Below are 25,481 nucleotides of genomic sequence, written 5' to 3'. Positions count from 1 at the left end.
GCACGGTGGTGTGAGAGGACGACTGCTCAAATAATGAGCAGTCTCCTACTCGATTTATAGAGCCAAATACCGGAAGCGGACCGGTAAATATTTTATTTTTAGGAGCGAGTATGAGAGTATTTTTATTAGCATTATTGTTTTGCTGCCAGCTGCTGACGGCAGCTGCCGCCAATGTTCCTTTGATGCCGGTGCGTGATTTGCGTGCAGGCATGCAGGGCATAGGCAAAACCGTTATCAGCGGTGATACTATTGAAACCTTTAACGTAGAAATATTAGGCGTCAACGGCAGTGAAGCTATGGGATATAATATTTTTGTGCGCCTTTACGGCGATTTGATTGAAAAGACAGGCGGTGTTGCTCAGGGCATGAGCGGCAGTCCTGTTTATGTAGACGGCAGACTTGTCGGTGCTGTGGCCTTCGGCAAGACCTTCAACGACCCGCATTACTGCTTTCTGACACCAATCGGCAAAATGCTGCCGCTGCTGGACGAACCGAGAGAACTGCCGGCAGACTGGATTCCTAAGGGAACGTCGCTGATGGCAGGCGGTTTTACGGAATATGGTCTGGAATATCTGCAGGAGAAGCTGCAGCCCTTCGGTCTTACAGCAATCAACAGCGGTGCTGCCGGCGCTTCCAGCGCTAAGCCGCTGGAGCCTGGCAGCAGTGTCGGCGTGGCTCTGATGCAGGGTGACATGACTTTGGGCGCTTTGGGTACTGTTACCTGGACTGATGACAGCGGCAAGGTTCTGGCCTTCGGCCATCCCTTTATGCAGCGCGGCAGCAGCAACTTCTTTATGAATAAGGTGTGGGTGTTGGGCGTAGTGCCTAACCTGCAAAGCAGCTATAAGGTAGGCAATCTGGGTGAGGCTATCGGCAGCATTACGCAGGACCGTGCCAGCGGTATCGGCGGCGTAGTCGGCAAGCAGCCCGATTCTATTCCGATGTTTGTTACGGTTAACGACAGCAGCCGCGGTCAGGCCAACAGCATGCGTATGCGTCTGATTGATGATCCGCAGCTGGTGCCTTCAATGGTCGATGCAGCAGTAGTCAATACTGTGAGCAAGACTGTGGACCGTAATGGCGGTGGCACAGCCAAACTGCATTTTACCATCACCGGCGTGGACAGCAAGAAGGAAATGCTGACGATTGACCGCGAAAATATGTATTACTCCAATGACGCGCTGCTGAAAAATCTGGATGCAGAGCTGACGGAGGCGATAACGATTCTGATGCAGAATAAGTTTGAGCCGGTGCAGCTTTATGGCATCAACGTAGAGGTTGAGGTCAGCAATGCGGTACAGGTTGCGGAAATTCTTAACGTGCGCATCAAGAATGCCAAGGTTAAGCCCGGTGATAAGGTAGCTGTTGATGTTACTATGAAGCCTTATCGTGGCGAAGAATTTACCAAGACGGTTTATTTCAAGGTGCCTAAGGATCATCCGGGCGGCAAGCTGGCGCTTAACGTACGCGGTGGCAGCAGCATGGCATGGGCTATCGAATTGCTGCGCAAGCAGCAGGCTGAAGGTGTTCCTGCAGCCAAGAAGAAGGAAACCCGCCATAAGCTTGCCGATTATATCAAGAGCGTGAATACGGCTGATAAGAATAACGAGCTGATTATTGATGTGGCGATGGGACAAATGCAGCCGCCAAATCCGGAGGCTGCGGCTAACGATGCAGGCCTTGCGGGTATGCTGCAGGGATCTCCGTTCAAGCAGAAGTATCCCTTTGATTTTATTATTGACGGCGAGAGCGAAGTTATGCTTACCGTTGAAAAGTAAACTTGCAGAGTGATAATTTCGTTCGCTAAACAAAAATTTTCCAGTTACTGTATCGGTATGGCCTCTTTGCGTCATACATTCGCCATATTTTGGCGGTATAATAATTAAGTAGAAAAAGCTGAAGATAAGGATATAAAAATGCTGAAATCTATCTGTGAAGCAATGGGCAACAGAATATTGGCCTTTTGTGCGGCCAGCGGCAGGCTGACGCTGCTGCTGCTGGCAACGCTGCGTCGTCTGAAGGACGCCAATGCTAAGGAGGTTGTGCGTCAGATGGCACTTTTGGGAGCAGATTCGCTGCCGATTGTGATGATGACGATTCTCTGTACCGGTATGGTTTTTTCCGTACAGACAGCTAAGGAGTTCGTGCGCCTGGGGGCGTCTTCTACCGTAGGCGGCATTGTGGCTATCGCCATGGCGCGTGAGCTGGTGCCAGTGCTGACAGGCGTTGTTGTTGCCGGCCGTATCGGTGCGGCGATTGCAGCGGAGCTTGGTACGATGAAGGTTACCGAGCAGATTGACGCGCTGCGTGTTATGGCTGCCAATCCTGTGAGCTATCTGGTGGTGCCGCGCTTTATTGCGCTGGTGCTGATGATGCCTTTATTGGTGCTTTTTGCTAACCTTATCGGTAACATCGGCGGCTGGGTGGTGGCGCATTATTACGCCGGCATCGGCAGCTTTACTTATGAAAATTCTATCAGGACACTGGCGGAGTTCTATGACGTGTTTGGCGGTATGGTCAAAAGTTGTGTCTTTGGTGCGATAATTGCTATCGTGGGCTGCTATAAGGGCCTGAACGCGCCGAATGGCGCGGAAGGCGTTGGCCTGGCGACTACAGCCTCGGTAGTGCTTTCGATTATTCTGGTGTTTATCACCAACTATTTTCTTTCGATTATTTTGTATGTGTAAGGAGCCGGAAAAATGTCAAACGAAGCAATGATTCAGCTCCGACAACTTAAAATGGCCTTTGGCAGCAAGGTGATTCTTGATAATCTGGATCTTGATGTACGTCAGGGGGAAACGCTGGCGGTTATCGGTCCTTCCGGTACCGGCAAGAGCACCATTATCAAGCTGCTGACAGGACTGCTGGCACCTACTGCCGGCAGTATTGTGATTGACGGGCAGGAAGCAAGCGCTTTCACAGAGGATGAATGGGACGGGCTGCGCCAGCATATGGGCGTAGTGTTCCAGTATTCCGCCTTATTCGACTTTTTGAGCGTAGGCGAGAATGTAGCCTTCGGCCTGCGGCGGCATTTTAAGCTTCCGGAGGAGGAAATCCGCCAGCGCGTCAGCCAATTATTGGAAATGGTGGGCATGCCGGATACGCAGAAGATGATGTCGGCAGAGCTTTCCGGCGGTATGAAAAAGCGCGTTGGCCTGGCGCGGGCGCTGGCCATGCAGCCGCAGATGGTTTTTTATGACGAACCGACCTCCGGTCTGGACCCGGTGATGACAATGACCATCAGCAGGCTGATACGCAAAACCCAGCAGACGCTGGGCGTAACTTCGGTTTTGGTAACACACGATATGGAATCAGCCTATTATGCTGCAGACCGTATCGCTATGCTATATAATGGACGCATTGTGCAGCTGGGCACAGTGGCGGAGATAAAAAACAGTACTAATCCAGTCGTGAAGGCTTTTATTAACGGCATGGAATTGAAAGAGGAGGAGAAAAATGAGCAGCAATGAGGTTAAGGTTGGTGCCTTTGCGTTAGGCGGCGCAGTAGTGCTGGCAGGCATTATTACCTTTATGGGTGCTTTCAGCTTTGGCAAAAAGGGCTATGAGCTGCGCATTAACTATCCTCAGGTCAGCGGCCTGATGCCAGGACATGTTGTGCGCTATGCAGGCGTGCAGGTGGGCACGGTCAAAAAGATTAATGTGGCACCGGATAAGGTAGAGGTTATCACAGAAATTAATGACGATATCAAAATACCGCAGGGAGCAACCTTTACGATTTCCTCTGACGGTATTATGGGTGAAAAATATGTCAGCGTTATCCCGCCTGCCAAGCAGGGACAGGGTTATGTAGCTGAAGGCAGCACGATTAATGGTGTTGCCGGCGGTGGTATTGATGAATTCTTTGCTTCCTCCGGTGATCTGGTGAAGCGTATGGAAAATATCGCCAATGCCTTTGAAAATGTTTTTGGCGACAAGGAAGTCCAGCAGTCAATGAAATCCGGCTTTAAGAATATGAATGATATCGCTGAGAACATGAATACCTTCACGAAGGTTATGGCTGATGTGGCAGTAGCCAACCAGCAGGATATTACTTCGATGATTCATCAGATTAATGAGCTGAGCCATCGCATGAACGGCACGGCAGCACATATCGAAAGCATTATGGCCGGTGTGGACAATAACGGCAAGACGGGCCAGAATGTGGCTGCGATTGCCCAGAATATGGCAGACACCAGCCAGCGTATGGAAAATATTGTCGAGGTGCTGGAAACGGTAGCCAAGGATCCTGTAACACAGAAATCGCTGAAGGAAACGCTGGTTAACGTCAAGGAAACGAGTGAGCGCGCCAACAGGATTTTGGGAACCCTCACCGAGGCAAAGGTTTCGACTGACGCCGGCTTTGCCGCCAAGGGCGGCGACTGGCGCGGCAGCTTGGGTGTAACGCTGCACCCTGCGGACGATACCTTCCTTTATATGGGCGGTTATGACATCGGCAATGCCAATAAATTTGATTTTCTTGTAGGCCGTCAGTATGGCAACGCAGCCTTCAGCATGGGTGCGATGCAGGGAGATTTCGGTGTCGGCGCCAGCTACGATTTAGGCAGGGATTTCAGATTGTATTCCCAATTATATGACTTTGATGATCTCAAGGTGCGTCTGGGCGGTGAATTCCGTTTGCATGATAACCTGTCGCTTTACGGCGAAACCATGGATGTGCGCGGTAATAAAGCTAATACTTATATGGGTGTGCGTACTTATTTCTAAAAAATATTTGACAAACAGCCCTAAATAAATATATAATTTTACTACTGACTGGTTAGTCAGTTTTAGAAAATGGAGGTTTTTCGGATGAATAGAAATAAATTAACAAAACGTTTCTTGCTTTTATCTGCAGCGCTGACCATGGCACTGAGCCAAAGTGCTTTTGCCGGCGAAACCGTTGCTTTAAACTTGGATGACGCTATGCTGCGTGCTTTCCGGACCAACCCGACTGTAAGCATTGCCCAATACGAGCTTGACAGCGCACGTGCCAGCTACAACGCTGCTCGTCAGAGCCGCGGTATCAGCATCAGCGCAAGCCATACTACCCAGCGCGGCGGTTATGATGATCTTCATGAAGCTGCTCCCGGTCTTTGGACCAAGGGCATCGGCAATAATCACGCCAACGGTCTGAGTGCTTCTCTGCCTATTTTTACCGGCGGTAAATTAAGCGGTACCATTAAACAGGCCAAGGCTAACTATCAATATAACGAGGTAGGCGTACAGCGTACCTATAACGAGATGCGTTCTACCGTTACCGACGGTTATTTCAAAATGCTGCAGGCTGATAATATGCAAAAGCTTAGTGCTGAATCCGTTACCCGTCTGGAGGACCATCTGAAAAATGTTCAGGCACAGTATGACGTTGGCGTGGTAGCCAAGGTAGATGTGCTGCGTTCTCAGGTGGAGCTGGCCAATGCTAAGCAAACCCTGATTCAGGCTGAAAATTCCTATCAGGTTGCTGAAGCGAATATGAACAAAATCGTCGGCCTGCCGATGGACACCACTCTGAAGCTCGACAATCTGCTGGTTTATAATGCCTATGATCAAAATATGGATGACTGCCTGGCTTATGCTGCCGAGCATCGTCCGGAGCTGATGCAGGCTAAATACGGTGTTGACGCTGCTAAGGGCGCCTTGATGGTTGCTCGCAGCGGTCATATGCCGCAGGTTGCTGCCAGCGCTACCCAGCAATGGAGCGATACCAGCTGGCCCGGTGATGAAAACGGTAAATGGGGTGTCGGTGTAAGCGTAAGCATGAATGTTTTCGATACCGGTGTAACTCTGTCCAAGATTCACGGCGCTGAGGCTGATTTGAAAAAGGCTGAAGAAACCTATCGTGATACTGTGAATGCTGTAAATCTGGATGTCCGCAGCAATTATCTGGGACTGCGCGAAGCAGAAAAACGCATCAGCACCACTAAGCTGGCTGTAGAGCAGGCTGATGAGGATTACCGCATCGCTCAGCTGCGTTATATGTCCGGCGTTGGCACCAACACTGACGTGCTTGATGCTCAGGTTGCCCTGACTCAGGCCAAGACCAACTATACGCAGGCTCTGTATGATTACAATACCTCCAAGACAGCTCTGGAAACCTCTATCGGCGTGCCGATGATCAATCCGGCGACTGCCGTAAAGGTGCAGGCTGCCAAAACTGCGAAAGCTGTTAAAGCAACCGAAAAAGCTGCCAAAACTGCAGAAGCAGCAAAAGCAACTGAAGAAGCCAACAAATAATTAAGGCTTAATTTAATATTTGATGATACAAGTAAGCTGGTGAGGCGTAGGCCAAGCCAGCTTTTTTGTATGCGCAAATTCTCTAAAAGCTGCTACTAAAGAAATTTCTTCTCAATAAGAGGATGTTTTCTGCTGATGTCGAATAAATAAAAGTCGGAGTATATAAAAAAACAGTCTTGTCATATTTTTGTCATAGAATTTTGTTAAACTATTGAATGGTGAAGTGTAATGAAAAAATATCTACAATTTGTTGGAGCGTTAATCATACTGCTTGCGGCAGGCTATATCTTTTTAGTCCATACGGTGATGCCTAAGTACATTAAGCAGGCGATACCGCAAATGCAGCAGCTGGCAGCGGAATACATCAACGGCAGTGTTTCTATTGGCGGTCTGAAATGGGAAGGCGGCCTGACGGCCGAGCTGACGGACGTTGTCGTAAAGGATGCCAAGGGCGAGAAAGTGGCCGAGCTGCCGCGTACTGTGCTTACGCTGCGACCTTGGCTGGCAATGCAGAAGCCTGAGCGTGCGCTGAGCAGGATTGATGTGATGCGCCCGAAAATATATCTCACAATGAATGACAAAAATAAATGGAATATGCAGAATCTGCTGAAGCCGTCGGATTCCGAGGAAACGCCGTTTTACGGTACGCTGGCGGTAGACAAGGGCGAGCTGGTGGTAACTATGCCGCAGGGCAAGTGGCAGTTTGGCGTGGAAGGCAATATCAACGGCGGTGCCAATCCTGATTTTGCGGTAGATTTGGCTGTGACAAGCGGCGCCGACAAGCTGAAGCTGGCCGGCACGATGACTACTAAGGGCGAGGGCCGCATGAAGCTGACCGGCGACAAGCTGGCGCTGGCACCCTATGCTGCTTTGGCTAAGCAATACGGTAATGTTGATGAGCTGCAGGGCGGCTTAGGCAAGCTCGCTCTGCTTTATGTGAATAAGAACGGCAAGCAGCGCTTTAGCGGTGAAGTGAAGCTGGCAGCGCTCAGCGGTAAGCTGAGCCTGGCGGGCGAGCAGCACAGTCTGCAGCTTGACGGCCTGGTACGCGCGGATGAAAACCTTATCAGCGTCAGCAGTCTTGACGCTCTAGTTGACGGTCAGAAGCTGCACCTGGAGGGTGAAGCGGATTTGCGCAACACCGATTCTCCTTCAGGCTTTGGCGTGCTGAGCAGTGATGTGTTGGCCTATAAAGGCTATAAGGCGGAAAAGCTGCGTGTGCCGTTTGATGTATCTAAGGACGTTGTGCAGCTCCATGACGTGAGTGCGCAATATGGCGGCGGTACGATTACCGCTAACGGTACGTATGACCTTAAGGAGCAGGTGCTGACGGCAGACGCACAGCTGCAGCAGGTTACGCAGAGCTTGCCCGGCAAACAGCAGGAGCAGGTGCATATTAACGGCAAGCTGGCTGTTCTGGCCAAGCTGGTGCAGGACAAGCTTACGCTGCACGCTGCTGCCGATACAATGGATATCGGCTGGCGCAGCCTGAAGCTTAAACGCTTAGCCTTTGACGGCAGCTATGACAGCAAGGGCCTTAATATTGACGACCTCAGCTTTTTTGCCGACGGCGGCGGTACCTTGGCTGCCCAAGGACGTGTTGCCAAGGATGGCGCTTTGGCTGTTCACGGACGTATGGCCGATTTCCCGATTGATCCTGTGCTGGCAGCAGCCGGTCAGGATGGACGTGGTCTGTGCTCTACCGGCTTTGATGTCGGCGGCACGCTGGATGCACCCGAGTTTTCCGGCATGGTACAGCTGACGCAGGCAGAATTTATGTCGCAGAAGCTTAACGAAGCGCATGGCATTATCAGCATGAGGGATAATATCCTGGGCTTTAAGAATTTTACCGCGCATATGGATCAGGGACAGCATATTCTTAACGGTACGATTAATCTGCAGGGTGCAGAGCCTGTGGCGGAGCTTACACTGACAACGAAGAACGTGCGCATTGAGCCGCTGATGGTGCTTGTGGGCAAGCCTGATATAGTTACCGGTAATCTTGATAATGTGATGCAGGTAAAGGGCAGCCTCAGCCATCCTGATATTCATGGCGAGGTGCATGCTGCCGATGGCAGTGCCGCCAAGCAGCTGTTTAATAATATCAGCGGTCATTATGCTTATGAGGACGGCCTGCTGCGCTTGCAGGATTTTGTAGTAGATGCCTTCTATGGACGTCTTACCTTGGATGGCACGATGACTGCCGACCGCAGGCTGAACTTTGTTATGGATGCTCAAAATGTTGACCTGGAGCATTTACCAATCAGTGACGACACAGTTGCTTTAGGCGGCAAGGTTAACGCCAAGGGACATCTGAGCGGTACATTGACAGCTCCCTTCTTTGATGGTGAAGTCAGCAGTGACAGAATAACGATTAACGATGAACCGTTGACGGAGCTCAAGGGTACGCTGGCCAGCAATGGTCGTGATGTGAATAAGCTGAACGCTTCCTTTAAGCAGCCTTATCGTGATGATCCGGTCAACTACGGATTGTATAGTGCGGATCTTAATATTAACCTGGTTCAGCACTATATTGAAGGCAAGGTAGAAAACCTTTGGGGCGATATTGGCGGCCTGCTGCGCATGGCGCGCCAGGATTACGATATCAGTGGACTGATGCAGGGTGAGCTGCTGTTCAGCTACAAAGGCCATGGCGAGGGTGTAAAAATTACGGCTGCGGCCGATAATGTAAAAATTCACGACCTTAATTATGCACATATGCGTTTTGAAGGACGCATTGATAAGGGCGGCGTGCTGCATTTTGACAATGTCAGATTGCAGGAGCAGGATGGCGTAAGCGATAGAGGAATTATTGCTGTCGGCGGTTCGGTAGATCTTAAGCAAAGAATGCTGGATATCGAGGTTGCAGCAGTAAAGGCTAACCCGGCGATTGTTACGGCAGTTATGAAGGATCCGCCGGAAATTAAGGGCGAAACCGATATGCTGGTGCAGGTGCAGGGCAGCTTTGACAATCCCAAGGGTACTGCTTCGCTGGAAATTGCCAACGGTTCTGTTGCAGGCGTAAGTGTAGACGATATGACGGCGATGCTGGCCTTGGCAGACGACAACATTAAGCTGCAGCAGCTGATTGCGACGAAGGATGCTTATGGCGTCAGTGCTTCCGGTGATATTCCGCTGGATTTGTTCCGCGATAAAAAGCAACGCCGTAATCCTGATGCACAGATGAACATTGTGATGGATCTGGATAAGGCGCGCTTGGGAATTTTGCCGGCGCTTACCAAAATGGTTGAATGGGGCGTAGGCGACACGCAGGGCAAAATCCGTCTGGCAGGCACGCTGGAGGAGCCACTGCTGTTCGGTTCGGTAAGAATTGCCGGCGGCAGTGTTAAGGTTAAATATATCAATACAGTTTTTGATGATATCAATCTGGACGTACTGTTTAACGGTAATACTGTACAGCTGAAGAATCTTTCTGCTAAATTAGGCAAGGGCACGCTCAGTGCCGAAGGCAGCTATGCACTGCATACCGATGCTGATACAGCCTACAGTCTGCATATCAAGGCAGATAAGGCGCAGCTGGCCTCCAAGATTTTCACCGGTACGATTACCAGTGACGTAACTCTGCAGCCGGAAAAATACCCCGATATGAAAAAACGCAAGGGTAATGCTGCGCCGCCTATGGCGTTCCGCCCGCGGCTTGCCGGCAGTTTGCGTCTGGATGACGTGCTGATTAATATGCCGACAGTTCCCGAGCTGAGCGAGGGGGACAGCAATATCGGCCTGGATATGAAGCTAATACTGGGGCCGAAGGTGCACCTTTATAACAGCTATCTGTATGATATCTGGCTTAAGGGCGGTATTGATATCAAGGGCAGCACGCTCTTCCCAATGATTGACGGTACGATTAAAGCTGATAAGGGCACTGTTAAATATTTACGTACCGACTTTAAGCTGAATAATGCCAGTCTGGTATGGGTTGATCCGGGAAGCTTTTTGCCGAATGTCAGCCTCGACAGCACGGCGCGCTTCAGCCGTTATAACATTTTTATGAAGATTAATGGCCCGGTAAGTGAGATGAATCTGCAGCTTACCAGTGATCCTCCGCTGACACAAAATACGATTGTGCGTATGCTGACGCTGCAGCGCGAAAGTGCCGGCAGCAATGAGGTTACCAGTGATGATATGGCAAATCTGATGACAGTTGGCCTGCAGATGACGGTGCTCGGTGACGTAGAAATGTTTGTCAAGCAGACACTGGGACTTGACCAGTTCCGCATTTATACCGGTAAAACGCGCTCTGGCATAGGCTTTGAAAGCGTTTACGAACGTAATAAAGAGTTGACGGCAGACGAGAAAAACCAGTATAATGTTCTAGTAAGCAAATATCTGAATAATAACTTTATGATTGGTTATACAACAAGCTTCGATGCTGTCGACAGAAGTATTTTCGGACAGTATGATATCAGTAAGCATATGAATATAACATATTCCCGCAGCTATGACCTGTCCAAGGATCCCAAGGATTGGTATGGCCTGGAATATAAGATTTCGTTCTGAGCATTGCTGTGCAAATGTAGATAAGAAGGGAGGTGAACAGATGCTGCAAGGCTATTTGGAAGAGCTGAGAAAGACTTCGCTGCTGGAGCCGGAGGAAGAGCTGGAGCTTTGGCGGCGTGATGCTGACGGTGACGAAGCGGCGCACCAACGCCTGATGACGGCTTATCAGCCGTTAGTTTTTAAAATTGCTGCCAGCTTCAGGCTGCCGGAGGCAGAAACAATGGAGCTGATTCAGGAGGGCATGGTTGGCCTGCTGGAGGCTGCAGAAAGCTACGATTACAAGCGGCAGGTAGCCTTCAGCCTGTTTGCTTCCTATCGCATTAAGGGAAGCATGGTAGATTATCTGAGGAAAAGCTCAGAAAAGGGCATGCTTTACCTGGACAGTGAATTGTCCAATGGTTTTACCCTCAGTGATGCGTTGCCTTCGGAGCTGGCTTCGCCCAGCGAGGTTGCCGAACAGCAGCTGCTTTGCGAAAAGGTGGCGCAGGCTATGGACCGCCTGCCGCTGAAGGAGCAGCAGGTGCTGCAGGGCATGTATCTGGAGGACAGGCCGGCGCAGGCAGTTGCCGACGCTATTGATATAAGCCTCGGTCATGTTTACCGCCTGCAGAAGCAGGGAGTGCGTCGCATCCGCGGCATGCTTTCACGCTTTATCCATGAATTTAACAAGGAATAATATATAAGTCAATATATGACGAAAAATAGCGAAAATGCCAGTTAGCCTTACTAAATCTGCTGTAATCATCTTAAATGGCTTGTGAAAATACAGGACGTCAGCTGATTATATAAGACATAGTTATTAAAAACAATTATGTACAGAAAGGGGTAAAAGCATGACGCAGCCAAGCCGCACATTGTTCCATCGCATTCGCTGCATAAAAAGCAGTCTGGATAAGGCGGAGCAAAGCTTTATGGATAATAAGGATATCAGGGGCGAGCTTGATTTGATGCTGGCGGAGGCCGAGCTGAAAAACCTGCGTCGGAAAAAGGACCGCCCCTGGAGCTGGAACCGTCAGGTTCTGGCAGTCTGTGCAGCATTTTTGTTAGTAGCTGCCGGTTTTGGCGGCTGGTGCTTTGCCAGAAACCATTACCGTGCCAAGGCGCAGGCCGTGTTGCCGCCACCTGCGGCAACACCCGTGGTTAAGCCGGAGCAGAAAATGCCGGTACAGGATTCTGTGCCCAAGCCTGCAGCTATACAGAAACAGCCTGCTAAGGATACACCGGTACGGGAGAAGCAAGGCGCTCCCGACCGTGTTACTATATCTAAAGCCGATATGCACAAATTAGTGCAGTCAGCGCGAGTTGAGTTGAGTGACTCTAAATGAATCATGAGGAGGAATATCGATTGAAGAAACAATACTTATGGCGGCCTTTGACAGTAGGCCTGGCAGCAATGCTGCTGGCTGCTCCTGTTTACGCCGAAGAAATCCCGACACCTGCTGCAGGTGCTGGTACCTCTGTAACGCAGACTGCACCGGAAAGACAGCAAGAAACAAGCCTGGCACCATATTTGGGAAAGACCATTACCAAGCAGATTATTGCCGGTAATAAGACTGTGCCTGAGGCAGAGATTGCTGCTGCTTTGAAAACCAAGCCTGGCATGCAATTTACTGAAGCTGGCCTGAGCGAGGATTTGAGTGCTATTTATGACATGGGCTGGTTCTATGACCTGCGCCCGGAATTCAAGCTGGTTCCGGAAGGCGTACAGGTAATCTATCATGTGATGGAAAACCCCGTTTACCAGAAAACTGAGGTTGAGGGCAACACCGTGCTGAATAAGCAGAAGGTGGCAGGCTTCTTTGACCTGGAGCAGGGTAAGATTGCTAACCTGAAGGATATCAATAAATGCGTACAGAAGCTGGAGGAGGAATACCGTTCCAACGGCTATATCCTGGCGCGTGTTACTGACGTGCATATGGAGCCGGACGGTACCTTGAAGGTTACTGCCAACGAGGGCATCGTAGAAGGCTTTAAGGTTAAGGGTAATGTTAAGACAAAGGATTATGTTGTTACCCGTGAAATGAAGCTGAAAAAGGGCGAACCCTTTAATGCCAAGGCTGCACGCCGCAGCATGCAGCGTGTCTATAACCTGGGCTATTTCGAAGATGTTAACATCAAGCTGAATCCTGGCCGTGAGCCTAACGGCGTTGAGGTGGAAATTTCGGTAGTAGAAATGAACACCGGTACCTTTGGCATTGGCGCAGGCTATAGTAATGCTGATGGCTTTGTCGGCATGGTTTCTATCGGTGATAAGAATTTCCGCGGTATTGGCGACAAGATTAATGTCCGCTGGGAGTTTGGCGGTGAGGATAACAAGAACTATGACTTCAGCTATACTCGCCCCTGGCTGGATGATAAAGAGACCAGTGCTACTCTTAACCTTTATGATATCACCAACGAGTATGCCGATTATAATATCGACGGCGATGAAATTGCCCGGTACGACAAAAAACGTCGCGGTCAGGAAATTACCTTCAGCCGCAAAACCCATAATGAGTTCGTCAGCAACTACATTACGCTTAAAAACCGTGATGATATCTACAAGGGCGAAGCTGACGGCTACGAAGGCGACTCTAACCAATATTACGAACCTGGATTTAACAAAAGTGATAAATTTGAGAAGGACTGGATGCCTGAAGATTATCGTGAACGCCGCAAGGAAAACTTTGGTGTTACCCGCAGTATCACTTTGGGACGCGTATATGATTCCCGCGACAACATCTATGATCCGCATGAAGGCAAGCGCATCGGCTACAGCGTAGAATGGGCCGGCGGCATGGGCGGTGACTTTGACTTCACCAAATGGACCGCTGATTGGCGCTATTACTATCGTGCAGGCGGCGAAAGCGTTTGGGCACTGAACCTGGGTGTAGGCTATGCCAGCGGCGATATGCCGTTGTCTCAACGCTTCACCATGGGCGGCAGTGATACCCTGCGTGGCTATGAGGATGACCAGTTCCGCGGCAACAGCATGCTGAAGGCAACTTTGGAATACCGCTTCCCGATTGTCAAGAAAGTACAGGGCGTGCTTTTCACCGATAACGGTTATGCATGGGATAAACGCCATGAGGATGAATTTGATATGGGCCTGCTTAAGAACAGCTACGGCGTAGGCCTGCGTATCAACTCCCCACTTGGTCCGGTTAAGCTGGACTATGGCTATGGTGAAGATGGCGGCAAATTCCACTTCAGCTTTGGTGGACAGTTCTGATTTTGCGGAGAATATTTAGGCTATGAAGCTGAATAAGATTCTGTTCTGTGCTGCAATGACAAGCATCTTGCCATTGCAGCATGCTTTTTCTGCACCGGTTAACAGAGTAGAGGTGCAGGTTATAGATACAAACGGCGGCACCAGCCAGCTGCTGCTGCAGAAGATGAGCAGCAGTATGCAGGTGGTGGCGGACCAGCTGTTTCTTGATAAGGATGCGGCAAAAATTGCTGCAGCCAGGGAGGATTATGCCAGGCTGCTGACAGAAATCGGTGACAGGGTATTTACCGGCTACGAGCTGACTGATGTTCAGCTTGATGTAGGCGAAGCGACACAGGTGCGCTTGTATGCTCGTCCCTGGAACAAGGTTATCGAAAAGCCCTTTATTGATTTGCAGTTTTCCGGAGTAGAGACGCAGACAGCAGTGCTGCTCAAGCAACGCATTCCGGCGCTGCAGGCTCAGCTGGAGCAGGCTATCAGCGGTGCCTCGGTAGATGCAGGTGACTGGGCCGGCGGCGTACTGCGCAAGCTGGTACGCAGCGAGGTGCAGGCACAGCTGCCGGAATTTAAGCCGGCTGTTGACGTGCTGCAGGAGGACGGACGCACTGTAGTGCAGGTTGTTATCTATCCCGTAGGGCAGTTGGTGCGCGACATTCGCTATGAGCTGCGTAGTGAGGATATTCCCAATGTGCTTTTGATGCAGATGAAGTACAAATATGCCGGTGAGTGCGACAAGCTGCGCGGCTTGCCGGTGGCTTATGTGCAGCGGCACCGACAGGAGCTGGAGCAGCAGCTTTTAGAGAAGCTTATGAATGAGCCGGAGGTAAAAAACTATCAGCTGCGGCCACAGGTGAAAATCACCCCGGGTGCGGATCTGGGTGTCAGCATTATGATTGAATCGGATGATTATAAAATATGGTTTGAAGGCTATGGCGATATCGGCCGTGATAAGGATAACCTTTCAGGCAAGGCGCATCTTGGTAAATTTATTTCACCGCGTGACGAGATTTTTGGCGAGGCGGAGGTTATCCTGGATGATGTCCAGTGGCGCTTCGGCACCGGTTATACGCATTATTGGGGCAAGAGTGGCTGGAGCTATGTACGGCGGATACCGACAGGCGACAACAATTATCGTCTGGAATACAGCCTGAGTCCTAAATGGCGTTTGCGGGCCGAGCATTTTTCCGGTGATAACCGTAATGAATTTGCGGTGCGCTACCGCATTCATGAGTTCCTAAGTGCGGAATATATTTATGGCGGGCAGGAATTTTACCTGCGTCTTATAGGAAATCTGTAGCAATTCTTGAAAGAATGAGCGCAGGCTGATATAATAAGATATATTATTGCAACAGACGGGACAGAAGCAGATGACAGCAGCTGACTGTTGTTTTCTGTTCTTGCCGCTTCTGAATTTTTGTATGAGGAAAAGAAGGTAGGGATTTAGATTATGATGCAGAAATTGCGTAACCCTAAAAATGTAAAACTGATCTCCTTGTTTATAGCAGCCATTTTTGTACTGGGCTGCTTTGCGCTTTCTGTAACGCAGAGCGGTGTTGGCAAGAGTGCTTTTGCAGCCTCCAGCGAATCTGCTATCGGTGTAGTTAACTATCAGATGCTGGTAGCACAAAGCCCGGATTTGAGCAAAGTTAACGAAGCTATGAACAAAGAAATCGAATCTGCCCAAAAGGATTTCAATGAGAAAAGCAAGACCATGAACGAGGCAGAAAAGAGAAAGTATTATACTCAGACTCAGGAACGTCTTGCCAACAAACAAAAAGAGCTGATGGACCCTGTGCTGAAGAAAATCGAAGCTAGCATCAAAAAGATTGCCGACAAAAAAGGTCTGGCAGTTGTAGTAGATAAGAACACTGTTGTTTTCGGCGGTGTAGATATTACCGATGAGGTTGCCAAGGCTATGCAAGCAGGCAAATAACAGCTTCTTCAGCGCATTGCTGCTCTGAAGTTGGCAGATTGCCTTGCGCAATGTCAATTTAATCGCGGTATTTACGGATGTACAGCAATGTTATTGGAGGCAGGAATGAAGAAGAACAAGCTGGTAAAAATAAGTGCTATTATTGCAGCTGCTCTGCTGATTTCGGCATGCAGTACCAATGTCCGGGGACCGCAGGAAAAAATTGCTGTTATCAACTGGGAGCAGGCGGTAAGCGCCCATCCTCAGTATGCTAAGCTGGAGCAGGGCGAAAAAATCCTGCAGGATCTGCTGAACAAGCGTAAAGGTCAGGAGGAGCTGGCCAAGGCGCAGCTAAGCAGCTTGAATAAGCTGCGCAGTCTGCGGCAGCTCAGCCAGCAAAGCTTCATGGAGGCTGATTTCAATACCCGTATGGTAGAACAGAGGGAGATTGAAAATGCTAAGCTGCAGAAGTTTGTAGCACAGGCTGAGGCAGAAGCAGACAGCAAGCTGGCTGCACGCAAAACAGAGGTTGAAGAAGCCTATAAGCTGAAGCTGTTTAATTTACGCGCGCTGCTGGAGACCGTAAAAATGAAGCCTGATGAACGTCAGGCGGTTGAAAAGCAGCTGCAGCATTTGCAGCAGGAGCGTGGTGTGCAGATTGGTGAGCTGCAGGCGGAAAAACGACGCCTGGTTGATGCCAAGGTATTGCCTTATAAAGAGCAGGCTGAGCAGCGGATGCGTGAGATGGCACAGAAGCATCATGCTCAGGCTATGCAGCAGCTCAAATCGCCGGAGGAACGCGACAAGGAAATGCTTGATACGGCACCGAAGGCATTAAACAATGCGCTGAGTGTTATCGACAGAGAAATTGATAAGCAGCAGGAGAAGAATGATAGCTTGAAGAAGCAAATCAATCAGGATATCGAAAGTCAGGCTGTGAAGCTGGCGCATGAACGCGGTTATACTATTGTTTTTAATAAGTTTAGAGTTAATATGAAGGCGGAGGATATTACCGATGCCATAATCAAGGCCTTAAAAAAGACGTGATACGTTCACGTGCCCGGGCCTGATTCATGCTATAATTAAGTGAGGTTAAAAATTATGAAAAAAATTATTGCTGGTTTGATGATTGCAGCATCTATGTTTACTTTTGGCTGCAGCGGACGCAATGCTGATTTTGGTACTGTTGATATGAGCAAGATTGAAGCTGAAGCTCCTATCGTAAAAACAACTCAGGAAGATGTTACTAAAAAAATGACTGACCTGAAAACCCAGATGGATAAGGATATGGCAGGCAAAACCGGCGATGATGCAAAAAAGGTTGCCGAAGATTATGGCGCTAAGGCTAAGCTGATTCAAAGCGAGGCTCAAAATAAACTGAAGGCCAGCCTGGATACTGCACTGAAGCAGGTTTCCGATGAGAAAAAGCTGGGCGCTATTTTAGATAAGCGCGCTGTTCCACAAGGCGGCACTGATGTTACTAGTGATGTAATTGCAAAAATGAAATAAGCAGCACCCTGAAGCGGGCGGGTAGTCCGTCCGCTTTTTGCGTAAGCAGCTTTATGGTGGAGGTATGAAATGGAGAAGAGTGTACAAGAATTAGCTGAGTTTTTAAAAGGTACAGTAGAGCATGATAACCCCGAATTGCTCATTACCGGTGTCAATGGATTGGTGGAGGCAGGTCCGAAGGATATTTCCTTTGCGGTGCCGCCTCATGTAGAGCATTGTCATCTCAGCAAGGCCGGTGTAATGGTTCTGAGCCCTGAGGATCCGGAGCTTGATGGTCGTCCGGTTATCAGAGTTGCTAACCCGCGTGCAGCTTTCGCTGCCCTGCTGGAGTTGTTCCGCCCGCAGGAGAAGGTAGAGCGCGTTATCAGTCCTTATGCTTATGTATCCAAAAAAGCAAAAATCGGCAGCAATGTTGCTATCCAACCCTTTGCGGTAGTAGAGGACGATGCTGAGATTGGTGACGGCTGCGTTATTTATCCGCACGCTTATGTTGGCAAACGCGTAAAAATGGGCAAGGATTGCACTCTTTATCCTAATACCACCATCCGTGAGGATTGCGTGCTGGGCGACAGAGTTATTCTGCAGTCCGGTTCTGTAATCGGCGGCGACGGCTTTGGCTATATTACCCAGAACGGCAAGCACAGCAAGGTGCTGCAAACCGGTAATGTAGTGCTGCAGGATGATGTAGAGATTGGCAACAATACCTGTATCGACCGTGCTACTGTTGACAGCACTATCGTTGGCAAGGGAACCAAAATTGATAACCTGGTACATCTCGGCCATAATGATATCTTAGGTGAAAACTGCTTGGTTGTTGCGCATGTGGGTATTTCCGGCAGCGTAACCGTAGGCAACAATGTTACCTTTGCTGGCCAGGTTGGTACTGTCGGTCATATTACCATTGGCAACAACTGCGTATTTGGTGGTAGAACCGGTATTACCAATAATGTTCCAGACAATTCCGTTATGGGTGGCTTCCCTGCTATGCCGATGAAGGAATGGCTGCGTCAGGAAGCAAATATGCGCAAGATGGGCGATATGCTCAAGCGCGTCAAGGCTCTGGAAAAGGAACTGGCAGAGCTGAAAAAATAAGTAGGTGGTGAAGGCTTGTTAGGTTATTATATAGTCAAGCTTTTTAGTAAATTTATGTGTGTTTCACCCATGTGGCTGCGTAAGCTGGTAGCAAAATTCCTGGGCAGCGTAGCAGTAATGGTTGTACCGCGTTGGCGTATGCAGATGGCAGAGGCCAACATTCGCGAGTGTCTGGGAGTAGATGGAGCAAGAGCGGCCCAAATCGCTGAAGAAAGCCTGCATCGCTTTGGTCGCATGGTCGTGGAGGTTATGCGCTTCCCCTTGCTGAATAAGGATAATATTGACCAAAAAGTAAGGGTAGAAGGCCTGGAATATCTGGAGGCTGCCTATGCACAGGGCAAGGGCGTCATTATGGCTACCGGCCATTACGGTAACTGGGAGCTTTTAGGCGCAACTGTAGCGCTGCATGGCTATCCTATGCTTTCTATTACGCGTAAGCAGAATAATGGTCATATGGATAAGCTCATCAATGAATTCCGCCAGATGGTAGGACAAAAGGTTACCTATAACCGTGGTGAGCATGGCTTGCTGGCAATCAGCCGTATGCTGCGTGAAAAAAATCTTCTGGGTATTCTTTACGACCAGGATACGAATGATGATGGCGTGCGCATTGATCTGTTCGGCAAGGATTCTGTTATTCCGATGGGACCGGCGGCGCTTTCGCGTATTTACGGTTCACCGATTTTACCAATCTTTCTGCACAATAATGCAGATGGCAGCTGTACTGCTAAAATTTATCCTCCCTTGTACACCCCGAAAACTAAAAACAAGGAGCAGGATTTTTACGCAGTAACCCGTGAGCTGGTTACAATTCTGGAGCATGAGATTATTGCGCATCCGGAAATGTGGTTCTGGGTGCATGACCGTTGGAAGGACGGACGCCAGCGGTTTGGCAGAAAAAAATAAATTTGATAAAGGAGGAGCAAAATGACCGAACAAAAAAAGGAATACCAGCATACAATTGCTAAAGAGGTATCCTATTCTGGCATTGGTCTGCATTCCGGCAAGGATGTGCTGATGACGCTGAAGCCTGCAGCACCTGATACAGGCATCATCTTCATCCGTACCGATTTACCTGACAGACCGGAAATAAAAGCTTTGCCGGAGAATGTAAGCTCCACGGTAAAGGCAACAACACTTAGTGCAAACGGTGCTGAGGTTTTTACAGTTGAGCATCTTATGGGTGCGCTGTCTATGATGGCGATTGACAATATCCGTATTGAAATGTCTTCCCCGGAACCGCCGGTAACCGACGGCAGTGCTAAGGTTTTCTGCGAGCTGATTGAAAAAGCAGAACCGGTGCAGCAGGAGGCAGAACGTCATATATATGCCGTTGATAAAGCATTTTCCGTTTATGACAATGACCGTTATATCGTTATTTTACCTTATGACGGCTACAGAATTTCTTTTACATCCATCAACAGTCATCCGATGCTGGGAACCCAGTATTTCGATATCCTGCTCGATAAGGAGAGCTTTAAAAAGGATATTATGGCTGCCAGAACAGTGGCTTTTACTTCCGAGCTGGAAATGCTGCGTAAGATGGGACTGGGCCTTGGCGGTTCGTTAGAGAATGTAGTTGTTTTTGATGATGAAAAAATTCTTTCTGTGCCGCGTTTTGACGATGAACTGATCAGACACAAGATACTTGATGCCATCGGCGACTTGTATCTGCTGGGACCGATTAAAGCGCATGTTATTGCCGTAAAAACAGGCCATGCCTTTAATTCCGCAATCGCTAAGCAAATACAGGCTTACAGAACAAAGGGGGAGTAATAAATGACAGTATTAGATATTAACGAAATTAAAAAGATTCTGCCGCATCGTTATCCGATGCTTTTGGTTGACCGCATTCTGGAAGTTGAGCCTATGAAGCGCGCAGTAGGTATTAAAAATATTACCGCTAATGAAATGCAGTTCTTAGGTCATTTCCCTAATGAACCGATTATGCCCGGCGTTCTGCTGATTGAGGCTATGGCTCAGGTTGGCGGCGTTGCTATGCTGTATCCGGAAGAAAACCGCGGCAAGATTGCTGTTTTCGCTAAAATAGACAATGTACGCTTCCGCAAGCAGGTTGTGCCCGGTGACCAGGTTGTAACCACCGCTGAGGTAACTAAAATTATGCGCGGCAGCATGGGTATCATTCATTGCGAGGGTAAGGTTGACGGCAAGGTTGCCTGCGAATGCGATTGCACCTTTGCTATTATGGACCCGAAAGAAAATTAATCAGCAAAATACAAAAAAGCTGTAATTGGTAGAATAAGCGAGCAATACAGCTAAAATTAATGCTAATTTCATTTAACTGTGATTTTTGTAATGTTAAAAATCGTGGATACCTGTGATTATAGTATTATATTTATATTTAATTGCTTGATTAACATCTTGTTTGGGGAGTGAAAATAATGAGTTCGGTTATTATGCCAACTAGTGGTATCCATGAAACTGCAATTATTCATCCGTCTGCTAAAATCGGCAAGGACGTTAGCGTAGGTCCTTATGCTGTTATCGACGAAGATACGGAGATTGGCGACGGCTGCGTGATTGGCGCACATGTGACTATCCATCCATATACTAAAATCGGCAAGAATTGCCACTTTTTCCCGGGCTGCTCTATTGGCGCAGTACCGCAGGATTTAAAATTTGTAGGTGAAAAAAGCTATACCATTATCGGTGACGGCGGCAGCTTCCGTGAATGCTGCACTGTTCATCGTGCATGCGGCGAAGGCAACGAAACCCGTATCGGCAACAATATCCTGATGATGGCCTACACCCATGTAGCACATAACTGCATCGTGGGTAACAATGTTATTATGTCTAACGTTGCAACACTTGCAGGCCACGTTATCGTTGAGGACCGTGCCGTTATCGGCGGCTTGTCTGCAGTACACCAGTTCTGCAAGATTGGCCGTAACGCAATGATTGGCGGTATGGCACGTGTAACCCAGGATGTTCCTCCGTTCATGATCTGCGCTGGTGATCCTGCTTTTGTTTCCGGCCTGAACAGCGTTGGTCTTTCCCGCGCAGGTATGCCGGTTGAAGAGCGCAGCGAGCTGAAAAAGGCTTTCCGCATTCTTTATCGCAGCGGCCTGCCGCTGCAGGAGGCAATCAGCACTATGGAGCAGGAGCTGACAAGCTCCGAGCCTATGGAACATCTGCTGCGTTTCCTGCGCAATGTTGAACGCGGTATTATCCGTACACGCAGAGGCTAAGGCTATGGAGGTGCTGGGCGTACTTTCAGGTGTCGGACATCTGCCGGTAGAGGTAGCACGCTCGGCAAAGGAGCTGGGTTACCATGTTGTCGCTGTAGGTGTTGTTCCCGGGATTGACGAGGAGCTGCCCGGCAGTGTTGATGCTTATTACGATATCAACATCGGCAAAATTGGCAAGATTATTTCTACGCTGAAAAAAAATAAGGTTACCAAGGTCACCATGATCGGTAAGGTAACAAAGGAAGTTTTGTACAAAGCAGGCAGGATTGTTCCTGATCTGCGGGCGATAAAAATTTTAGCTACTATTCCGGACCGCAAGGATGATACTATCATGAATGCGATTGTTAAGGAGCTGGAGGACGAAGGCATTGAGGTCATGGATCAGACCTTGCTGATCAAACCGCTTTTGCCACAGCCTGGCGTTCTGACAAAGCGTAAGCCTACAGAGGCAGAGCTTGCGGATATGGAATTTGGCTTTGAGATGGCGAAGGCTATCGGCGGACTTGATATTGGTCAGACCGTAGTTGTAAAAAATCGTGCTGTGATGGCAGTAGAAGCAATTGAAGGCACTGATGCCTGCATTTTGCGCGGCGGTTTTTTAGGCAAGGGCGGTGTGATTGTAGCCAAGGCTGCCAAGCCGAAGCAGGATCAACGCTTTGATATTCCCGGTTTTGGTACGACAACGATTGAATCTATGATTCATGCCGGTGCTACCGGAGCTGTTATTGAAGCAGGTAATACTATCATTCCGGAGCGCGAAAAAGTGATTGCGCTGGCAGATGAGCACAATATTACCATTCTTGTAAAATAAATATCGTAAAAATTTCGTATTTCTTAGCGGCTGATAGCTTATGTCAGCCGCTTTTTGTGTTATAATATATACTGAATATATATAGGTAAATGCAAGGAGACATCATGGCGAAAATATTAATATCTGCCGGAGAAGCCTCTGGCGATATCCATGCAGCTGCTGTGACTGCTGCTATAAAAAAACTTGATAGCAAGGCTGAGGTCTTTGGCATGGGCGGTGACGCTCTGCGTCAGGCTGGCGGCGAGGTGCTGTGGGACATTAAGGACCATGGCGTAATGGGCTTTGTGGAGGTTATCCGCAAGCTGCCGGATTTATTCCGCCTGCGCAGTGATTTTGCGCGCATTATGGACGAACGCAAGCCGGACTGTCTGGTAGTTGTCGATTACCCCGGTTTTAATATGAAGCTGGCTAAGCTGGCTCATGATAAAGGAATTCCTGTTGTATCATATATTGCACCGTCGGCGTGGGCCTGGAACAAGGGACGTGCCAAAAAGGTTGCGAAGATAGTGGATAAGGTTGCCTGCATCTTCCCCTTTGAATACGATGTGTACAAGGAAGCAGGTGCGCCGGTAGAATTTGTCGGTCATCCGCTGGTAGATATTGTGCACCCGACGATGGCAAAGGCTGAGGCTGAAGCGTGGGCTGGCAAGCAGCCTGGCAAAAAGCTGGTGCTGCTGATGCCAGGCAGTCGTCTGATGGAGATTGAAAAAATGCTGCCGACATTGCTGGCAGGCGCCAAGCTTTTACAGAAGAAAATGCCAGATGTGCAGTTTGTTATGCCGCGTGCCAATACTATTCCGCTGGTCATGCTGCAGGAAAAGATAGCGGCGTATGGTATTGAGGTGAAAATTACTGAAGGCCATAACTATGATTTGTTCAGTGTGGCGGACCTGGCGCTGGCAACCAGCGGCACAGTAACGCTGGAGGCTGCTTTATGCGGACTGCCGAGTGTAATTGTCTATCGTACATCGGCACTGAACGCTTTTATAGCGCGTCTGGTAATCAACATTCCTAACATCGGCTTACCTAATATCGTAGCTGGCAGAACAATTATGCCGGAGCTACTGCAGGAGGACTTCACCCCGGAAAAATTAGCGAAAACTGCAGTAGAGCTGTTGCAGCCTGAGCGTCAGGTACAGATGCAAAGCGATTTGGCGTATATGAAGCACAGACTTGGTGAACCCGGTGCGGTAAACCGTGTCGCTCAATTAATCTTAAAAATGACTGAGGAGAGAAAATGAATTTATACTTTCGAGCATTGAAATATATTAAACCATATTGGAAACGAGGCTTGGCAGCTGGAATTTGTACTATTATTGCTGCAGGTGGTACAGCTTATTTGCCGTTTGTTATCAAGGATATGGTTGACCAGGTGTTGAGTGAAAAAAATACAACTATGCTGAATTGGATAGTATTAAGCATTATTGTTGTATTTGTTATTCGTGGTATTGCTTATTATGGTCAGAGCTATCTGATGAACTATGTTGGTCAGCGCGTGATTATTGATATCCGTAAAGCCGTTTTTGAAAAGCTGCAGCGCCTGAGCATGAGCTTTTACGACAAGCATAAAACTGGTACGATTATGAGCTATGTGACCAACGACGTAAGTGCATTGCAATCTGCGATGGTAGACAACGTTGTGGAAATGATTACTGAAACAGTGATTTTAGTAGCTTCTATTGTCATGATGATTTATTTGGACTGGAAGCTGTTTCTTGTAACCTTTGCAACCTTTCCGGTGGTACTCTTCTTTATCGACAACTTTGGCAAACGCATCCGTAAATCCGGTAGTCGTATTCAGGAGGCTGCTGCTGATATTACCTCTGTACTGCAGGAGGTTGCTTCCTCTCCGCGCGTAATCAAATCCTTTGTGCGTGAAGGCTATGAGGTGGACCGTTTTGACAAGGAAAATATGAACAACTTCCGTGCTAATATGAAGTATGCACAGCTTTCCTCAACGCTTACTCCGACGATTGAATTTGTTGCGGCTGTCGGCGTTTCCATTATTCTCTGGTACGGCGGCAACAGCGTTATCAACGGCAGTATCACCGCAGGCTCTCTGGTAGCCTTCCTTACCTATGCTGTTAATATTTCTAACCCGATTAAACGTTTGAGCCGTGTTATCGGCAATATTCAGAAGGCATTGGCTGCAGCGCAGCGTGTTTTTGACGTACTTGATTTACCGGAAGATATCAAAAATGCACCTGATGCCAAAGCTCTGCCGAAGGTGAAGGGTGATGTACGCTTCAATGATGTAAGCTTTGCTTACAACGAAAACGAAGAGGTGCTGAGCCATGTTTCCTTTGAGGTTAAGCCGGGCGAAATGGTTGCCTTTGTCGGTCCTTCCGGTGCGGGTAAATCTACCGTAGCCAGCCTGTTGCCGCGGTTCTATGATGCGATTAACGGCAGCATTACGATTGACGGTCAGGATATCCGCAAGGTTACGCTTGATTCCCTGCGTGAGCAGGTTGGTATCGTACCGCAGGAAACAGTGCTGTTCAACGGCTCTGTTTATGATAATATTCTTTACGGCCGCCTTGATGCGACTCGTGAGGAGGTAGAGGCCGCAGCAAAGGCTGCTAATGCCCACGACTTTATTATGCAATTGCCTGATGGCTACGAAACAATGCTGGGTGACCGTGGCATGAATATTTCCGGTGGTCAGCGTCAGCGTATTTCCATTGCCCGGGCAATATTGAAAAACCCGCAGATTCTGATTCTCGACGAGGCAACCTCTGCACTAGATACGGAAAGCGAGCGCGTGGTACAGGAGGCTCTGGACCGCCTGATGGTAGGCAGAACATCCTTTGTTATTGCGCATCGTCTTTCAACGATTAAAAATGCCGATAAGATTATGGTTCTGGAAAAGGGCCAGCTTATCGAGCAAGGTAACCATGATGAGCTGATGGCTATGGACGGGCTGTACGCGCATCTGTATAAGATTCAGTATCGCAGCAAGGAAGACAAGTAAGGCGAAAAGAGGTTAGT

At 48.8% G+C, this 25,481-nt stretch carries 21 protein-coding genes; all 21 read left to right on the top strand.

Translation table 11 applies throughout. From position 1 onward, the window contains the following. Positions 1–110 precede the first annotated feature (110 nt). The 21 genes from RDW05_RS04665 (at position 111) to msbA (ending at position 25,464) form a co-directional block, all read left to right on the top strand. A complete protein-coding gene (locus RDW05_RS04665; protein WP_307978019.1) occupies positions 111–1,778 on the top strand; it encodes a SpoIVB peptidase S55 domain-containing protein in 1,668 nt (555 codons plus the stop codon). A 138-nt stretch (positions 1,779–1,916) separates the two neighbouring features. Further along, positions 1,917–2,687, top strand: a complete 771-nt coding sequence (locus RDW05_RS04660; RefSeq protein ID WP_307978018.1) for an ABC transporter permease — start codon at positions 1,917–1,919, stop codon at positions 2,685–2,687. A 27-nt stretch (positions 2,688–2,714) separates the two neighbouring features. Beyond that, positions 2,715–3,470, top strand: a complete 756-nt coding sequence (locus tag RDW05_RS04655) for an ABC transporter ATP-binding protein (RefSeq protein ID WP_374111011.1) — start codon at positions 2,715–2,717, stop codon at positions 3,468–3,470. Further along, positions 3,457–4,725, top strand: a complete 1,269-nt coding sequence (locus tag RDW05_RS04650) for an MlaD family protein (protein ID WP_307978016.1) — start codon at positions 3,457–3,459, stop codon at positions 4,723–4,725. Before RDW05_RS04655 ends, RDW05_RS04650 begins: the two co-directional genes overlap by 14 nt. An 84-nt stretch (positions 4,726–4,809) precedes the next feature. Continuing rightward, positions 4,810–6,234, top strand: coding sequence for a TolC family protein (locus RDW05_RS04645; protein WP_307978015.1), 1,425 nt, complete (start codon positions 4,810–4,812; stop codon positions 6,232–6,234). 306 nt (positions 6,235–6,540) lie between these two features. Next, entirely contained in the window at positions 6,541–10,752 is a 4,212-nt protein-coding gene (locus RDW05_RS04640) for a translocation/assembly module TamB domain-containing protein (protein WP_307978014.1), read from the top strand. Between the two features lie 40 nt (positions 10,753–10,792). After that, positions 10,793–11,428 carry a sigma-70 family RNA polymerase sigma factor gene (locus tag RDW05_RS04635; RefSeq protein WP_307978013.1) on the top strand — a complete coding sequence of 212 codons (636 nt, stop codon included), beginning with the start codon at positions 10,793–10,795 and terminating at the stop codon, positions 11,426–11,428. A 157-nt stretch (positions 11,429–11,585) separates the two neighbouring features. After that, positions 11,586–12,077 carry a hypothetical protein gene (locus RDW05_RS04630; RefSeq protein ID WP_307978012.1) on the top strand — a complete coding sequence of 164 codons (492 nt, stop codon included), beginning with the start codon at positions 11,586–11,588 and terminating at the stop codon, positions 12,075–12,077. Between the two features lie 20 nt (positions 12,078–12,097). After that, positions 12,098–13,963, top strand: coding sequence for a BamA/TamA family outer membrane protein (locus RDW05_RS04625; protein WP_307978011.1), 1,866 nt, complete (start codon positions 12,098–12,100; stop codon positions 13,961–13,963). 22 nt (positions 13,964–13,985) lie between these two features. Continuing rightward, complete coding sequence (locus RDW05_RS04620) at positions 13,986–15,257, top strand: hypothetical protein (RefSeq protein WP_307978010.1); 1,272 nt, start codon at positions 13,986–13,988, stop codon at positions 15,255–15,257. 150 nt (positions 15,258–15,407) lie between these two features. After that, on the top strand, positions 15,408–15,893 hold the full coding sequence (locus RDW05_RS04615) for an OmpH family outer membrane protein (protein WP_021720686.1): 486 nt from the start codon (positions 15,408–15,410) through the stop codon (positions 15,891–15,893). Positions 15,894–15,998: 105 nt separating this feature from the next. Next, positions 15,999–16,919, top strand: coding sequence for a hypothetical protein (locus RDW05_RS04610; protein WP_307978009.1), 921 nt, complete (start codon positions 15,999–16,001; stop codon positions 16,917–16,919). Between the two features lie 54 nt (positions 16,920–16,973). Next, on the top strand, positions 16,974–17,381 hold the full coding sequence (locus RDW05_RS04605) for an OmpH family outer membrane protein (protein ID WP_021720684.1): 408 nt from the start codon (positions 16,974–16,976) through the stop codon (positions 17,379–17,381). 69 nt (positions 17,382–17,450) lie between these two features. Further along, positions 17,451–18,473, top strand: coding sequence for a UDP-3-O-(3-hydroxymyristoyl)glucosamine N-acyltransferase (gene lpxD, locus RDW05_RS04600; RefSeq protein WP_293722385.1), 1,023 nt, complete (start codon positions 17,451–17,453; stop codon positions 18,471–18,473). Positions 18,474–18,527: 54 nt separating this feature from the next. Continuing rightward, positions 18,528–19,379, top strand: a complete 852-nt coding sequence (locus tag RDW05_RS04595; protein WP_307978008.1) for a lysophospholipid acyltransferase family protein — start codon at positions 18,528–18,530, stop codon at positions 19,377–19,379. Between the two features lie 21 nt (positions 19,380–19,400). Beyond that, complete coding sequence (gene lpxC / locus RDW05_RS04590) at positions 19,401–20,249, top strand: UDP-3-O-acyl-N-acetylglucosamine deacetylase (protein WP_021720681.1); 849 nt, start codon at positions 19,401–19,403, stop codon at positions 20,247–20,249. Positions 20,250–20,252: 3 nt separating this feature from the next. Next, on the top strand, positions 20,253–20,699 hold the full coding sequence (gene fabZ, locus RDW05_RS04585) for a 3-hydroxyacyl-ACP dehydratase FabZ (RefSeq protein ID WP_021720680.1): 447 nt from the start codon (positions 20,253–20,255) through the stop codon (positions 20,697–20,699). Positions 20,700–20,875: 176 nt separating this feature from the next. Continuing rightward, entirely contained in the window at positions 20,876–21,682 is an 807-nt protein-coding gene (gene lpxA, locus RDW05_RS04580) for an acyl-ACP--UDP-N-acetylglucosamine O-acyltransferase (protein WP_021720679.1), read from the top strand. 4 nt (positions 21,683–21,686) lie between these two features. Next, complete coding sequence (locus RDW05_RS04575; RefSeq protein WP_304270725.1) at positions 21,687–22,493, top strand: LpxI family protein; 807 nt, start codon at positions 21,687–21,689, stop codon at positions 22,491–22,493. Between the two features lie 104 nt (positions 22,494–22,597). After that, entirely contained in the window at positions 22,598–23,734 is a 1,137-nt protein-coding gene (gene lpxB / locus RDW05_RS04570) for a lipid-A-disaccharide synthase (RefSeq protein ID WP_307978006.1), read from the top strand. Further along, positions 23,731–25,464: a lipid A export permease/ATP-binding protein MsbA gene (msbA, locus tag RDW05_RS04565; protein WP_307978005.1), complete on the top strand. Its 1,734-nt coding sequence runs from the start codon at positions 23,731–23,733 to the stop codon at positions 25,462–25,464. The genes lpxB and msbA overlap by 4 nt, the downstream gene beginning before the upstream one ends. Positions 25,465–25,481 lie beyond the last annotated feature (17 nt).

It is taken from the genome of uncultured Phascolarctobacterium sp. (assembly GCF_902463975.1).
In the GTDB taxonomy this organism is placed as follows: domain Bacteria; phylum Bacillota; class Negativicutes; order Acidaminococcales; family Acidaminococcaceae; genus Phascolarctobacterium_A.
The sequence above is the reverse complement of the archived record's forward strand: the minus strand, read 5'-3'. Positions and strand labels throughout refer to the sequence as shown.